The sequence below is a fragment of the Mesorhizobium sp. WSM4849 genome, assembly GCF_055811385.1.
Window position 1 is genome coordinate 51,267 of sequence record NZ_JBVVPW010000014.1, and the last position, 15,399, is coordinate 66,665.

15 protein-coding genes are annotated in these 15,399 nt (G+C 63.6%); 8 read left to right on the forward strand and 7 right to left on the reverse strand.

The window, feature by feature from the left end; all coding sequences use genetic code 11:
- Positions 1–18 precede the first annotated feature (18 nt).
- A complete protein-coding gene (locus tag AC0L3L_RS17530; protein ID WP_473638524.1) occupies positions 19–1,299 on the reverse strand; it encodes a glycosyltransferase in 1,281 nt (426 codons plus the stop codon).
- 8 nt (positions 1,300–1,307) lie between these two features.
- Positions 1,308–2,246 carry a GntR family transcriptional regulator gene (locus AC0L3L_RS17535; protein WP_473638525.1) on the reverse strand — a complete coding sequence of 313 codons (939 nt, stop codon included), beginning with the start codon at positions 2,244–2,246 and terminating at the stop codon, positions 1,308–1,310.
- Positions 2,247–2,485: 239 nt separating this feature from the next.
- On the opposite strand from AC0L3L_RS17535, the gene AC0L3L_RS17540 reads away from it, so the two are divergent.
- From AC0L3L_RS17540 to AC0L3L_RS17575, 8 genes are all read left to right on the forward strand, one after another.
- A complete protein-coding gene (locus AC0L3L_RS17540; protein WP_473525816.1) occupies positions 2,486–3,550 on the forward strand; it encodes a polyamine ABC transporter substrate-binding protein in 1,065 nt (354 codons plus the stop codon).
- 391 nt (positions 3,551–3,941) lie between these two features.
- Positions 3,942–4,784, forward strand: a complete 843-nt coding sequence (locus tag AC0L3L_RS17545; protein WP_473486006.1) for an ABC transporter permease — start codon at positions 3,942–3,944, stop codon at positions 4,782–4,784.
- Positions 4,777–5,571, forward strand: a complete 795-nt coding sequence (locus AC0L3L_RS17550) for an ABC transporter permease (RefSeq protein ID WP_473638526.1) — start codon at positions 4,777–4,779, stop codon at positions 5,569–5,571. The genes AC0L3L_RS17545 and AC0L3L_RS17550 overlap by 8 nt, the downstream gene beginning before the upstream one ends.
- On the forward strand, positions 5,568–6,641 hold the full coding sequence (locus tag AC0L3L_RS17555) for an ABC transporter ATP-binding protein (RefSeq protein ID WP_473638527.1): 1,074 nt from the start codon (positions 5,568–5,570) through the stop codon (positions 6,639–6,641). The genes AC0L3L_RS17550 and AC0L3L_RS17555 overlap by 4 nt, the downstream gene beginning before the upstream one ends.
- A gap of 16 nt (positions 6,642–6,657) precedes the next feature.
- The gene (locus AC0L3L_RS17560) at positions 6,658–7,932 is read left to right on the forward strand and encodes a glycosyltransferase (RefSeq protein WP_473638528.1); all 1,275 of its coding nucleotides are present in this window, start codon (positions 6,658–6,660) and stop codon (positions 7,930–7,932) included.
- 239 nt (positions 7,933–8,171) lie between these two features.
- Positions 8,172–8,522, forward strand: a complete 351-nt coding sequence (locus AC0L3L_RS17565; RefSeq protein ID WP_473638529.1) for a cupin domain-containing protein — start codon at positions 8,172–8,174, stop codon at positions 8,520–8,522.
- 24 nt (positions 8,523–8,546) lie between these two features.
- A complete protein-coding gene (locus tag AC0L3L_RS17570) occupies positions 8,547–8,891 on the forward strand; it encodes a cupin domain-containing protein (RefSeq protein ID WP_473638530.1) in 345 nt (114 codons plus the stop codon).
- Between the two features lie 161 nt (positions 8,892–9,052).
- On the forward strand, positions 9,053–10,561 hold the full coding sequence (locus tag AC0L3L_RS17575; RefSeq protein WP_473638531.1) for an aldehyde dehydrogenase family protein: 1,509 nt from the start codon (positions 9,053–9,055) through the stop codon (positions 10,559–10,561).
- A gap of 16 nt (positions 10,562–10,577) precedes the next feature.
- On the opposite strand, the gene AC0L3L_RS17580 is transcribed toward AC0L3L_RS17575, so the two are convergent.
- The 5 genes from AC0L3L_RS17580 to AC0L3L_RS17600 form a co-directional block, all read right to left on the reverse strand.
- Positions 10,578–11,339 (reverse strand): SDR family NAD(P)-dependent oxidoreductase, encoded by a 762-nt coding sequence (locus tag AC0L3L_RS17580; protein WP_473485885.1) that lies wholly within the window; start codon positions 11,337–11,339, stop codon positions 10,578–10,580.
- 10 nt (positions 11,340–11,349) lie between these two features.
- A complete protein-coding gene (locus tag AC0L3L_RS17585) occupies positions 11,350–12,162 on the reverse strand; it encodes an ABC transporter permease (RefSeq protein WP_473485886.1) in 813 nt (270 codons plus the stop codon).
- Positions 12,162–13,025, reverse strand: coding sequence for an ABC transporter permease (locus AC0L3L_RS17590; protein ID WP_473525822.1), 864 nt, complete (start codon positions 13,023–13,025; stop codon positions 12,162–12,164). The genes AC0L3L_RS17585 and AC0L3L_RS17590 overlap by 1 nt, the downstream gene beginning before the upstream one ends.
- Positions 13,026–13,100: 75 nt before the next feature.
- Positions 13,101–14,264, reverse strand: a complete 1,164-nt coding sequence (locus AC0L3L_RS17595; protein WP_473638532.1) for an ABC transporter substrate-binding protein — start codon at positions 14,262–14,264, stop codon at positions 13,101–13,103.
- The gene (locus AC0L3L_RS17600) at positions 14,245–15,381 is read right to left on the reverse strand and encodes an ABC transporter ATP-binding protein (RefSeq protein ID WP_473525824.1); all 1,137 of its coding nucleotides are present in this window, start codon (positions 15,379–15,381) and stop codon (positions 14,245–14,247) included. Before AC0L3L_RS17600 ends, AC0L3L_RS17595 begins: the two co-directional genes overlap by 20 nt.
- Positions 15,382–15,399 lie beyond the last annotated feature (18 nt).

The window sequence follows — 15,399 nt, forward strand, 5'->3', positions numbered from 1 at the left end:
GTGGTGTTGAGCATCAGGTCACGTCCTTACGAGGGCGAGAATGGCTTCGGCGGTGGCGTCGGTTCCCGGCGCCCGTGCCATGGTGGCTGCATTCTCCTTGAGACGAAAGCGCATCTCGCGATCGGCCATTAGGCCAAGGATGGCGTTTTCCAGTTCGTCGTCGCTCCAGCCATCGCGGCTGATGTGGCGGCCGACTCCGGTTTCCTCGGCGCGTCGCGCATTGTCATGCCCGTCCCAGCAATAGGGCATGATCAGCGACGGCACGCCGAAACGCAGCGCTTCGCAAAAGCTGTTGTTGCCGCCGTGATGGATGAAGAGGTCGGATTTCGCAACGACCGACGGCTGCGGAAACCAGGCGTCGAGATAGACATTGTCCGGAACCGCGCGATAGGTGTCACGCAGGCCACCGACATTGACGATGAAGCGGGCCGGAAGCCGGTCGAACAAGGTGAGCATGCGCTCAATCAGGCCGACATCCATGGCGCCCAGGCTGCCGAAGCTGAGATAGACCAGCGGCCCGTCATTGCGCGGAAAGACCGGCACGTCGAACGGCCCTTCCGAGCGGACGCAGCCTTCAAGATAGACGAAGCGGGCCGGGTCGAGCGGCTCTGCCCGCTCCCTGCGCACGATCGTCGGAGTCAGCAGCAAATTGAGGTCAGGCGAAGCTTCCAGAAAAAGACCCTTCGGCAAGGGCGCAAGTCCAGCGTCGGTCCGAAGCCGGTTAAACCGATCATGCGCCGGAGCGACCGCTGCCAGATAACGGACCTCGAAGGCCGCACGGCTCGGGTCGTCGGCGGCGAGCCCGGACAGATAGGGGGGTACATCGGCGTCGGGTAGCTCGGTCTCGGCGCAGGAGACGACGCGCACCCAGGGGCAGCCGGCGGCAGCCAGCGCCGGAAACATGATGACGTTGTCGAGCACCACGGCATCCGGCTTCAGCCTGGCCAGCAATTGGCGCAGCGGCGCCTCGGCATTGACCGCGGTATCGACGATCGCTTCCCAGGTCGGGGCGACGTAGGTTTCGAGCTGGTCGATCGGGCTCAGCCTGAAATGCGGCAGATGGCGGCGCACGAACGCCTGCCAGTAGCTCTGGCGCTCGCTGTCGGTCAGCGGATCGTCGGTCGGCAACTGGTATTCCTGAAACCCGTAGTCGGCAAACACGCCGGAAAAGCCGGCGTGACAGATGAACACCGGCCGGGCGCCCCTTGCGCGCAAGGCCTGTGCGATGCCGACGCAATTGAGCGCGGCGCCGAAGCTCGCTTCGGGAAACAGCGCGATGGTCGGGCTGGCTTTGCGCATGTTCCTCGTTATTCCGGCCGGCTGATCATGCCGAACAATGCGGGGGCCCCGCGACTGGCCGCCTGCGGCCGCTGACTGCGGGACAACCGCAGGTGGACGCGAAGCAGATCGGCTGCAACCTCATACTGCCGGCTTTCCAATTGGTCGAGTATGGTCAGGTGCTCGCGCAGCGATTGTTTCAGCCGGAAGACGTTGACGCCGGCATAAGTCCCCGGCAGCCGGCGCAGCCTGAGGTGATCGGACAGCGCGTCGGTGACGAACCGATTGGCGGCGCCGTCGGCGATCATGCCGTGAAAATCGATGTCCAGCCGCTGGAACTCTCTGATATCGAACGCGGCGTCGGGCAGCGCCAGCAGCGTTTCCATACCCTGGCGCAAGGCTGCCGCGCGGGTCCCGTCCAGCCGAAAGCCAGACGCCAGAATGGCGGCGGGTTCGAGCAGCAGGCGGAACTCGTAGCTTTCCCCTTGTGCCTCTGGATCGTCAGGCGCCCGCCTGAACAGCCAGGCCTGGCCCGGTGCCCGGTCCAGAAGATTTTCATCTGTCAGTTTCTTTAGCGCTTTTAGTACCGTCTTTCGCTCGGCATCATACCGCCGCATCAGCGCGCCGATGGTCACCGTCTGATCCAGTCGGCGCGCCGACCGGTCGCGCAGGATCATTTCCGCGAGTTCGTCTTCTTCGGCGCTCGGCAGGTCGGCGGCAACGGTCGCCTGGTTGGTGAGGTCGACGGCCAGCCGATAGCCGGATTCAGCTTGCCAGCGCACCACGCCTTTTTCGGTGAGCAGGCGCAACGCGGCCCGCACCGGGGTCCGCGAGACGTTGCAGAGAGAAGCGATCTGCTGTTCCGGGAGATGAGCGCCGGCCTCGAAGCCGCGTTGCCGGGCCACATCGAGAATGCGGTGAGCGAGATCGAGATGGTTGGTACGTGGTCGTCTGGCAACGGCTTGCATGGTGATTCTCGTGAGCGGGCTTGACCGCTGCGGTTTGACCGATCGCCCTTGTAGACACAATCGGCGATTTCGCAGCGATCTGGCAAATTATGGATTGACGTACTTTTTTCTGCAATAGTACTGTAACATCAATCGGCAACAAAAAAAGACCGGGGAACAGGATCGAAGCGGCGGCATGATCGCAAGCGCTGGTCCGACGATTGATTGAATTCGACGATCAACCAGAATGGGAGTCTGTCATGACCGCCACCACCCTGCGGCACCGTTCGTTAAAAACATCCTCGATCGCGCTTGGCCTCGCCATGGCGCTGTCGGCGCCGGCGGCCGCCGCCGACCTCGTCATTTCCAACTGGGACGGCTACATGGCGCCGGATGCCATGGCCGCCTTCAAGGCGGCGACCGGCGTTTCCGGCGAGGTCGTCGTTCACGCCACCAATGAGGAGATCATGGGCAAGCTCGTCGCGTCGGGCGGCAAGGGCTATGACGTGGTTTTCGTCTCCTCGCCCTTCGCCGAAGTCCTGAACAAGCTCGGCCTGATCGAGACGATCGACCACGCCAAGGTCCCCAACCTCGCCAATCTCTATCCCGAGGCGGCGAAGCTGCCGCACGACGACGGCAACAATTTTTCCGTGCCTTACACCTGGGGCACCACCGGCCTCTGCTACCGCTCGGATCTGGTCAAGACTGAGCCGGCCAGCTGGAATGATCTTCTCGCCCCGTCCGATGCGCTCAAGGGCAAGACCACCATGCTGGCAACCGACCGCTGGCTACTTGCCGCCGGCCAGCTCGCCAAAGGCTATTCGGTCAACGAGACCGATCCGGCCAAGCTCGCCGAGGTCAAGGACCTGCTGATCTCGGCCAAGAAGACCTTGCTCGCCTATGACGACACCACCTTCTATTCGAAGCTGGTCTCGGGCGAGGCGCTAATGGTGCAGGCATGGGATGGCTGGTGCAATTACGGCATCGCCGAAAATCCTGAGATTAAATACACCATACCCAAGGAAGGCTCGGACCTGTGGGTCGACACGATGGTGGTGATGAAGGCATCGGCCAACAAGGACGCCGCCTTCCAGTTCATCAACTTCATGCTGGACGCCAAGAACCACGCCTGGGCGGCCCAGAACATCGACTACAAGGTGCCGAACAAGCCGGCTATGGAAAGCCTGCCGGCCGATTTCCTCGCCAAATTCCCCAATATGGCCATGCCGGTGGCCGAGCTGGTCAAGTTCGAGCAGTTGCGCGACGTCGGCGATGCCCAGCGCGACTATTCGAAGATCGTCAGCGAGATCAAGGCCGCGCAATAGTTTCGGCATCTGGAATCAGGCTTGCGTTCCTTCACGCCCCCCTCTGGCCTGCCGGCCATCTCCCCCTCAAGGGGGGAGATCGGCTGGATTGCGGCCTGTCGCCAATCTCCGGCGCAGCACCCCCTCATCCGGCCGCGGAGCCTGTCCTCGGGCTTGCCGGAGGCAAGACCCGTGGGCGGCCACTTTCTCTCCGCTGGGGAGAAGAGGCAGGCGCCAGCGCCGACGATCTCCTCTCCCCTCGGGGAGAGGTCGGATTGCCCCGAATTGCCCTTCGCAATCCGGGTGAGGGGGCGCCTGTCCAAACACAAATTCGATGCCTTTGAGATGGCCGGCAGGCCAGAGGGGGTACTCCTCAATGAGATCTTTCGTCCCCTCTCGCTCCTCTTTGCTGATGGCGCCGGCGCTGGCCTGGCTCACCGCCTTGATGGTGGTGCCATGCGCGTTGGTGCTGGCGCTCGCCTTCTTCCGGCGCGGCATCTATGGTGGCATCGAATACACCTTCACGCTGGAGAATTTCGGGCTGGTCTTCGACCCGCTCTATGCCGGCATCTTCTTCAATTCGGCGCGCATCGCCGGCACGGCAACCCTGATCGCCGTGGTGATCGGCTATGCCGCCGCCTATGCGATCGCTGCGGCACCGCGCCGGCTGCAGCCGGTATTCCTGTTCTTCGCCGTATTGCCGTTCTGGTCCAACTACCTGATCCGCACCTATGCCTGGATCGTGCTGCTCAACCGTGAAGGCCTGATCACCCAACTCTTGCGCTGGTTCGGCTACACCGGCGAGCCGCCGTCGATGCTTTACACCGAAGGCGCCGTCATCGCCGGGCTGGTCTACAATTATCTGCCCTTCGTCATCCTGGCCTGCTACGCGCCGCTGTCGCGGCTCAACCCGGAGCTCGCCGAGGCATCGCGCGATCTTGGCGCTTCGGCCATGACCACATTTCGCCGGGTCATCCTGCCGCTGACAGTGCCGGGTATCGCCGCCGGGGCGGTCTTCGTCTTCGTGCTGTCGATCGGCAATTTCGTAACGCCCGCACTGCTCGGCGGCGGCCGTTTCCAGATGATCGGCAATCTCGTCTACGAGCAGTTCCTAACCGCCAATGACTGGCCGTTCGGCGCAGCACTGGCGATGGCGCTGATCGCCATCATGCTGCTGGTGCTGACGGCGCAGGCCGTGGCAGCCGATCACGCCGCCGGCCGTATCGCCGAAGCGAAAGGAGGCGCCGATGGCTGAGCGCTCCCCCGCCACACGGCGCACGCTCTGGCTCATGCTTTCGCTGGTCTTCGCCTTCCTCTACATTCCGATCGCCGTGCTGGTGGCGCTGTCTTTCAATCAAGGCGGGCTGCCGACCGTCTGGTCGGGCTTTTCGCTGAAATGGTATGCCTCGCTCGCCGGAAACGCCGCGATCCTTTCCGCCGCCCTCAACACGCTGATCGTGGCACTGGTCTCGACCGCCATCGCCACGCTGCTCGGCACGCTGCTGGCGATCGGCGTCGAAATGCGCCGGCAGTATGGGAGAGGCCTCGAGGCGCTGATCTTTGCGCCGATGATCATTCCCGACATCGTGCTGGCGATCGCGCTGCTCAGCTTCTTCTCGTTGCTCGATTTCACCCTGGGCCTGCACACCATCATCCTTGCCCATGTCGTCTTCAACCTCGCCTTCGTCTGTTCGGTGGTGCGTGCGCGGCTGAAGAGCTTCGACTGGTCGATCGTCGAGGCCTCCGCCGATCTCGGCGCTTCCGCAATCACCACCTTCAGGCGGGTGACATTGCCGGTCATCCTGCCGGCGGTCGTCGCCGGTGCGCTGCTCGCCTTCACGCTTTCGGTCGACGAGTTCATCATCGCCTTCTTCACATCAGGCGCCGGCCGTGCCTCGACCACGCTGCCGATGCAGATCTATTCGATGATCCGCTTCGGCATCACCCCGGAGATAAACGCATTGGCGACCATCGTCATGGCGGTCTCAATCACCGCGCTGACCCTGTCGCAGCGGCTCAACCGCGGGGTGATCGGCCAATGAGCGCACCCCGCACGCTGCTGGCAATCGACAAGGTGTCGAAGAATTTCGGCCGGGTCACGGCCGCGGACGGCATCTCGCTCGATATCCGCGAGAACGAGTTCTTCGCCTTGCTTGGACCTTCGGGCTGCGGCAAGACCACGCTGCTGCGCATGCTGGCCGGCTTCGAGACGCCCAATCACGGGCGCATCCTGCTCGACGGCCGCGACATCGCCAAAACCCCGCCCAACAAGCGGCCGGTCAATCTGATGTTCCAGTCCTATGCGCTGTTTCCGCATATGAGCGTCAGGGCCAATGTCTCCTACGGCCTCGAAATGGAACGTTTGCCGGCAAATGAAATTCGCTCCCGCGTCGACGCCATCCTGGCGACGACCGAGCTCATTCCTTTCGCCGACCGCAAGCCGGAGCAATTGTCGGGCGGCCAGAAACAGCGCGTCGCGCTTGCCCGGGCGTTGGTCAAGCGGCCGCGGCTGCTGCTGCTCGACGAGCCGCTCGGCGCGCTCGACAAGAAGTTGCGCGGCGCCATGCAGCTGGAGCTGAAGCGCCTGCAGCACGAGGTCGGCATCACCTTCGTCATCGTCACCCATGATCAGGAGGAATCACTTGTCATGGCCGACCGCATGGCGGTGCTCAGGGACGGCAAGCTGCTGCAATGCGACACGCCGCATGCGGTCTACGAGCATCCGGCCGACCGTTTCGTCGCCGACTTCATCGGCGTCATGAATTTCGTGCCGGGCAAGGCCACCGCCGACGGGGTGATGGCAGCGGACGGCACACGGATCGCCGGCACGGTTCCCGCAATACTTTCACCCGGCGCTGCGGCGGTCGCTTCGGTGCGGCCCGAACGCATCCGGCTTTTCCCGTCGCCAGAGACAGCCAACCGGATCGCCGGCACCGTCGAGGCGCTCGCCTATCACGGGCTCGACCTGCAGCTGCATGTCCGCACCGCTCTGTCGCCAAAGCTATTCCTGGTGCGCGTCACCGCCGACGCCGCCGACCGGCGCCCGGTCTCGTCAGGCGATGCGGTCGAACTCGGCTGGGATGCCGCCGACGTCAGAATTTTCGCAGATTGATCGAAGGAGAACTTTCATGGCGCAGAAGACGATCGCGTTTTTTCCGGAAGCGGCCTATGGCCCGGCGCTCAATTCCGTCGGCATCGCCCAGGCGGTCGAGGCGCGCGGCCACAGAGCGGTATTCCTGTCGGACCCCGGCTTCGTCGACGTCTACAAGGGCTACGGCTTCGAGGCTCATCCGGTGAACCTGTCCGAGCCGATGCCGCCCGAGCAGATGGCCAAGTTCTGGGAAGACTTCATCAACGGCCATATCCCGAACTTCCGCAAGTCGCCCTACGACCAGATCGACAACTACGTGAAGGACTGCTGGACGGCGATCGTCGACAGCGCCAAATGGGCTGAGAAGGATCTGCCTGGCGTGCTTGCGACGATCAAGCCCGATGTCATCTGCGTCGACAACGTCATCCTGTTTCCGGCGATCAAGCAGTATGGCAAGCCGTGGGTGCGCGTCATCTCCTGCTCGGAAAACGAGATCGAGGACGAGGATATCCCGCCGCATCTGTCCGGCTGCGGCGAGAACGACCACGCCTGTCATGAGCGCTACCGCAACCATTTCAACGCCGTCATCAAGCCGATCCATGACGACTTCAATGCATTTTTGAAAGCGAACAACGAAGCGCCTTATCCGATCGGCCAGTTCTTCGAGGCCTCGCCCTACCTCAACCTGCTGCTCTATCCCGAGGCGGCAAAGTTCAAGCGCCGCCGTCCGCTCGACCCGGCAAAGTTCCAGTATCTGGAAGGCTGCGTGCGGCAGGAGAAGCCCTACACCGTGCCGACCTTCGCGAAAAACAATGACGGGCCGCTGCTCTATGTTTCCTTCGGCAGCCTTGGCGCCGGCGATGTCGACCTGCTGAAGCGCATCATCGCGACGCTGGGCAAGACGCGCTACCGGGCGCTGGTCAATGTCGGCGGCTACAAGGACCAGTACGCGCAAGTGCCCGAAAACGTCATCGTCGAGAGCTGGTTCCCGCAACCCTCGGTCATCCCGCAGGTCGATGCGGTGATCCATCATGGCGGCAACAACTCGTTCACCGAGTGTCTCTACTTCGGCAAGCCGGCGATCATCATGCCCTACGTCTGGGACGGCCACGACAACGCGACGCGGGTCGAGGAAACCGGCCACGGCTTCGGCATGCCGCGCTACGACTGGACCAACGCCGAGCTGATCGCCAGGATCGAAACCTGCCTGACCGACCCGGCAATCAAGGCCAAGCTGGCGAAGACGTCGGCGCAAATGCAGGCGCAGAACGGCCCGGAGAAGGCAGCGGGGGTGCTGGGACAACTTCTATGAGCGCGATGTTTGACGTGCCGAGCCAAGGCACCCCCCTCTGGCCTGCCGGCCATCTCCCCCTCAAGGGGGGAGATTGGCAGTTTCGCCGACGGCTTCTCACAGTACCCGTTGGCAATTGGCGAAGGCCTAGCGGCAGTCCGATCTCCCCCCTGGAGGGCCTGGAGGGGGAGATGTCCGGCAGGACAGAGGGGGGGCGCCGTAGAGCGAGGGATTGGGCGTCCCACCAGCGGAGCACCCACATGACCTCCTCCGCGCCGCATCTCCACCAAGCCTCGACCCGCACCGACCTCGTCGACTGGGGCGCACAGCCGGATGCGCTGGAAGGCGCTTCGCACTCCACCGGCAGGCTCGTCCACAAGGGGCCGAACAACCAGCCGGAATCCGGCATTTGGGTCTGCACGCCCGGCCGCTGGCGGCTGGCGATCCCGCGCGACGAATTGTGCCATTTCGTTGCCGGCCGCGCGACCTACCAATCGGACGACGGCGAGGTGATAGACGTCTCCGCCGCCACGGTGGTCATGTTCCCGGCCGGCTGGGCGGGCGAATGCACCGTCCACGAGACCATCCGCAACATTTACATGCTGGCCTGAAGCCAGCCACTGGAGCTTTACGACATGCCGACACCGATCATGAAATCGCCGCTCGCCCTCACCGACCTCGTCGACTGGGGCGTCATCCCAAGCATGATCGAGGGCGAATCCGGCTCCTCCGGCAAGCTGCTGCACAAGGGACCGGAGGGCCGCTCCGAATGCGGGCTGTGGGTCTGCACCCCGGGCAAATGGCACTGCCACGTCACCCGCGACGAGTTCTGCCATTTCCTCGAAGGCCGCTGCACCTATGTCCACGAATCCGGCGAGGTAATCGAGATCGAACCGGACACAGCGGCGTTCTTTCCGCAAGACTGGAAAGGCGTCTGCACCGTCCACGAGACCATCAAGAAGGTCTACATGATCCGCTGAGCCTTCTCGACAATTCTACCCTGCCGGACACCTGACGCGGTTTTCTCCGCTTCCCATGCTCACGGACCTAAATGTCCGCCCCGCTTCAGTTCTCGAAAACCACGCCATCTGTCTCGGCAGGGCGAATTCTCAAAAAGGCTCCGTGCACACGGGAGGACAGAATGGATTTTTCACCTGACCGGCCGACCTTCTTCGTCAATCCGGATTATCGGCCGATGACCGGCGCAGCAAAACCGGTGATCGATCCGGCGACGCTGGAAACCGTCGGCGCGATTACCGCAGCCAGCGATGGCGAGGTCGACGCCGTGCTGACCGCGGCGACCAAGGCGCAGGCGGCGTGGAAAAAACTCGACGCCAAGAGCCGCGCCAGGCATCTGCACGCAGTCGCCAACGCCATCGAGGCGGCCGACTTCACGCGCTGCGCCGAACTGATGGTGCGCGAGATGGGCAAGCCGTATCCGGAAGCAATCGGCGAGATCGCCAACTGCGCGCCGATCTTCCGCTACTACGCCGAAATGGCGCGTGACGACGCCGGCAAGATTGCCGGCACGACGCAGACCGGTTCGTTCCAATATGCGCGCTACGAGCCTTACGGCACGTCGGTGCACATCATGCCCTACAACTTTCCGATCCTGTTGATGTGCTGGACCGTCGCCGCCTCGCTCGCCGCCGGCAACGCCTGCGTGATCAAGCCGGCCGAGGCGACGACATTGTCGACGCTGGATTACATGACGGTCTTCCGCTCTCTGCCTGAAGGCCTGGTTTCCTGCCTGCCGGGTGGTGCGGCTACCGCGCAGGCGCTGATCGCTTCGGACCGCACGCATGCGGTCGCCTTCACCGGCTCGGTCGCCGCCGGCAAGGCTGTAGCCGTCGCTTGCGCCGAGCGCATGAAGCCTTGCGTTATCGAGGCCGGCGGCAGCGATCCGCTGATCATCAGCCAACACGCCCCGCTCGAGGTGGCGGCGGCCGGCAGCGTCACCGCCGCGTTCCATCTTACGGGCCAGGTCTGCACCTCGGCCGAACGGTTCTTTGTCGTCGATGCCGTTCACGACCGTTTTGTCGAGCTGTTTGCGCAGAAGACACGTGCGCTGCGCATCGGCAACGGGCTGGACAAGACCGAGATCGGACCGCTGGTCAGCGACGCGGCGCGGGCGAAAGTCATGCGGCTGGTCGATGATGCGATCCGCAGCGGCGCCAAGGCGGTCACCGGCGGGCGCATTCCACCGGCGCATAATGTCGGCTGGTTCTACGAGCCGACGATCCTGGCCGGCGTCACGCCTGATATGGCGATCGTGCGCGAAGAGTGTTTCGGGCCGGTCGCCGCGATCTGCCGGGTCAAGAATTTCGATGAGGCGATAGCGCTTGCCAATGATAGCCCGTTCGGGCTCGGCGCCTCGGTCTTCACCACCGATCTCGCCGAAGCGCATGAGGCTGCGGAGCGGCTCGAGGCCGGCATGGTCTGGATCAACAATCCGCTGATCGACAATGACGCGCTGCCGTTCGGTGGCTGGAAGGCGTCGGGCCTCGGCCGCGAGCTTGGGCGCCAGGGGCTGGATGCCTTCCGCCGCTCGAAGATGGTGATCATCGACCACAAGCCAGCGATCCAGGGCTGGTGGTATCCCTATCCCGACAGCTGGTTCCGCGAAGCCGGCGGCCGCAAGCACGTATGAGATATGAACGGCTGCGTCAGCCGATGCTCTCGCCGCCGTCGATCACCAGCGCTTGGCCGGTCATGAAGGACGAGCGATCGGAGACGAGGAACAGGATCGCCTCGGCTATTTCTTCCGCGCTGGCCCAGCGCTGCATGGGAATCTTGGTGCGAACGTAGCGTTCGATCGCGTCCCGCCCGCCCATCTGGGCGATGAACGGCTCGTTGAAGGGCGTGTCGACCCAGCCCGGGCAGAGCGCGTTGACGCGGACATTGTGCTTGGCATAGTCGAGCGACATCTGCCGGGTCATCGCCACCACGGCATGTTTTGAGGTTGCGTAGGCGATCATCTCGCGGTCGTAGAACACACCCGAATTCGAGGCGGTGTTCAAGATGACACCGCCGCCCTGTTCGATCATCGATGGCATGACGAGCCTGGCCGCGAGGAACTGCGCCCGTACGTTGATCCGCCAGGAGGCATCCATGCCGTCGATGCCGACTTCGGTCAGCGTGCCGCCGACCTGGACCCCGGCATGGTTGTGCAGGATATCGATCCGGCCATGTTTGCCCAGTGTGTCCGCAATGAGTTGCTCGACCGCCGCGTCCTGGCCAACATCGGTCGCGACCGCTTCGGCCCGGCCGCCGGCTGCTCGGATGCCGGAAGCCGTGGCTTCGCCCGCAGGCTGATCCCTGTCGGCGACCACCACCACCGCGCCTTCCCTGGCCATGACCATGGCACCGGCGCGCCCGATGCCCGAGCCGGCGCCCGTCACCACGGCAATGCGATCTTTCAGAATCATGATGCGACTTTCAGTTTGATGGGTTGCGTCGGCGCAATTGCCATTGGGCAAGCACCACAAGCAGAACGGAGGCGACGAGGACGATCGTCGCGATGGCATTGATTTCCGGCGTGACCCCGCGCCGGATCGAGGCAAAGACATAGATCGGCAACGTCGTCTGTGCGCCGGCGACGAAGAAGGCGACGATGAAATCGTCGAAGGAGAAGGTGAAGGCGAGCAGGAAGCCGGCGATCACCGCCGGCATGATCTGCGGCAACACGATGCTGCGGAAGGTCGTCAGCGGGGTGGCGTAAAGATCACTCGAGGCCTCGACCAGATTGCGGTCGAGGCTGCCGAGGCGTGTGCCGACGATCATCGCCACCAGCGCCATCGAAAACAGGCCGTGCGCGGCGATGATCGAGCCGTAGCCGAGCGCCAGGCGTGGCGGCTGGTCGTTCGGCCACAGCGACGCGAGAAACGGATTGACGACCCCAAATAGCTGGACGAGCGCGACCAGCGTCGAGATGCCGATGACGACGCCCGGGACGACGATCGCAGCACCCAAAAGCGCATCGAATACGGCCCGTGTCCGCGCGCCGACACGCGCCAGGCCAAGCGCCGCCGCCGTGCCGCACAGCGCCGCGAGCAAGGCGCTGGTGGTGGCGATGAACAGGCTATTCTTCAGCGCTTCGACCAGGAACGGGTTCGACAGCGCCTTGCCGTACCACTGCACCGAAAAGCCGGTGAATTCGCTGGCGTGGCGACCGGCATTGAAGGAGAACAGCACCACAAGCGCGATCGGCAGGTACAGGAAGGCAAAGACCGCAACGACGAAGGCGCGCATCAGATCAGGTCCACCCGGCGCGCGCCGGAAAGCCGGGTCGAAATGCGGTTGGCGACAATCAGCACCACCACCGAGACCAGAACCAGCGTGATCGCGATTGCCGATCCGAACGGCCAGTTGCGTGATTGCAGGAACAGATCGACCAGCGCGTTGCCGATGAAGAACACCTTGCCGCCGCCGAGCAGTGTCGGGATCAGATATTCGCCGAGCAGTAGGATCATCACCAGTGAGAAGCCGGTCATCACACCCGGCAGCGACAGCCGCAGCGTCACGCCAAGGAATGTCGAGATCGGCATTGCGCCGAGATCGGCGGAGGCTTCCAGCAGTCGGCGATCGAGCCGCTCGAGGCTGACATAGATCGGCAGGATCATCAGCGGCAGATAGCCATAGACGATGCCGAGCAGGACCGCGCCCGGCGTGTTGATCAGCCGCACATCTTCGAACCCGACATAGGTCAGCAACGCCGGGATGCCGCGCCCACCCAGAACGTACATCCAGGCGTAGGTACGCATCAGCAGGCTAGTCCAGAACGGGATGACGACGAGCGCAAGCAGGATCAACCGCCACCGCTCCGGCGCGCGCAAAGCGAGGTAATAGGCGACCGGATAGGCGACGAAAAGACAGGCCAATGCGCCCGCCGGCGCCAACACCATCGTGTTCCAGAAGGCGGTCGCCCGCGCCGGAAGATTGGCATATTGCGCCAAGGTGAAAGCGGCCTGATAGCCGCCTTCCGGCGCCCGCTCGCCGACGCTGAAGACAGCGATTGCGACGAACGGCAAGACCAGAAACACCACCAGCCACGCCGCTGCTGGACCGAGCAACAGCGCAGTCAGGAGATTGTGACGAAGGACATTGCTGCGCATTGAAACCCGCCCGGGTGCCGGCGGACATCTGCCCGCCGGGTGAGTTGCCTGCATCGGACCTATGGCCCGCCCGGTTCAAGCCGACTTGAAGCGTGCCATCAGTTCGGCCCGGCCCGGATCGGTCAGCGTCGCAGCCGCACCGAATTCCAGCGGCTTCAGCAGATCGGCCGCCGGGTAGAGGATCGGATTGTCCAGCACTTCCTTGGGCAGCAGCGCATTGACCCGCGCATCGGTGGAGGGCGCACCGTTGGCCAGATGCTCCTTGACCGCGACTTTCGGGTCCATCAGGTAGTTGAGAAGGGCATAGCCGGCGGGCTTGTTGGGCGCATCCTTCGGAATGGCGTAGAAGTCGGTCCAGATCTCGCCGCCCTCCTTGCCAAGCACATAGGCGATCTCGGGAATGTCGCGGTGAAGCTGAGCCCCGTCATTGGTCCAACACATCGTCATCCAGGCGTCGCCGGCACGCATCGACGGCTGATAGTCGCTGGAAACCGCAAACAGATGCGGCTTGACCTTCAGCAGCAATTCCTCCGCTTTGGCGAGCTCGTCCAGCTTCAGCGAGTTGAACGAGAAGCCGAAATATTTCAGCGCATTGCCGATCGTAGTGAGCTGGTAGTCGTGAACCATGGTCCGGCCGTCGCCCTCCGCCATGGCCGTGTCCCAGAATTCCTTCCAGCTCGTCATCGGCTTGGTGAGCTTCTCGGTATTGACGGCAAATCCGGTGGTGCCCCAATTCTTCGGCACCGCGTAGGTTACGCCGTCGATCGTGCCTTCCGAGGTGAAGCGCAGGTCCTGTTGCGAGCCGTCGAAATTGGCAAGCTTGGCCATGTCGAGCGCTTCGATGATGTCGAGCTTCTTGTAGGTGGAGATGGTGTAGTTCGTCGGAACGAAGAGGCTCCAGCCCGAGGCGCCAGCCTGCAGCTTGGCCAGCATCTCCTCGTTTGACCCGAACACATTGACCTCGACGGCGACGCCCGTCTCGGCCTTGAAATTCTCGAATGTTGCCGGGTCGTGATAATTGGGCCAGGTGGCGATCGACATGCGGTCGCCAAGACCCTCCTGGGCGAAGGCCGGCGACGGCATGATGCCTAGCTCGCGGGCCATCACCGCCGTTGCGATGCCAAGACCGGTGAGGCCGAGAAACTCGCGGCGGCCGATGGAACCGCGCTTGAGGCGCATCAATTGATCGACGAATTTTTCGGGGCTTATCGGCAGTCCGTCACGATATGATTTCGACATGTCTGTTTTCCCTCTGGTTGGTCCCGTTGTTCTTGGGTTCAGGAAACGCGAGCGGCGTTCCGGCTGTAAAGCCGATGGCGACGGGTTCACCCGGCTTGAAGAGATTTCCACTGCCGATCAGGTGATCGGCCTTGGCGAGCAGCGTTCCGATACCCCCAACCTCGATCGCGTATTCCGCGGTCGAGCCCAGAAAGATCCGGTTGCGGACAATGCCGTTGAGCCGGCCGCTTCCCGGCGCGCCGAGGCTTAAAGACTCAGGACGCAGGCTGACCGAAACGGCTTCGTCCTGCCGCAGCGAAGTCCGCTTGCGCGCGGCAATGACGGTACCGTCGGCAAGCGCCACCTCGACCAGGTTGCCCGAATGCCCGGCGACCTTGCCGCTCAACAGGTTGGTCTTGCCTACGAAGTCGGCGACGAACAGGTCGGCGGGCTCGTCATAGATCTCGTTCGGCTGTCCGAGCTGGACGATGCGCCCGCCATTCATGACGCAGACGAAATCGCTCATCGACAGGGCTTCTTCCTGGTCGTGCGTAACAAGGACGAAGGTGATGCCGATCTCGCGCTGCAGGTTCTGCAATTCTATCTGCATGTCTGTGCGCAGCTTCTTGTCGAGCGCCGCCAGGGGCTCGTCGAGCAGCAGCACCGCCGGCTTGTTGACCAGCGCGCGCGCCAGGGCGACACGCTGCTGCTGGCCGCCGGAAAGCTCGTGGATCTTGCGGCGGCCGTAGCCGGCAAGCCGCACCATGGCGAGCGCCTCGCCTGCTCTCAGGCTGATCTCCCGCGACGCCAGCCGCGGCCGCGCCTGGCGCAGCCCGTAGGCGATGTTGTCCTCGACATCCAGATGCGGAAACAGCGCATATTGCTGGAACACCATGTTGACCGGCCGCCGATAGGGCGGCGTACCGGCCATATCGCGGCCGCGGATGAAGACTGCGCCTTCGCTCGGCTGTTCGAAGCCCCCGATCATGCGCAGGCAGGTTGTCTTGCCGCAGCCGGACGGCCCGAGCAAGGCGACAAAGGCAGACGGCGGGATGGCAAGATCGATGCCGCTGACCGCGGTCACGCTGCCGTAGCGTTTGGTGACCCCGCGAAACTCGATATCGGGTACTGCGGTCAAAGCTGCGGCTCCAGCAAC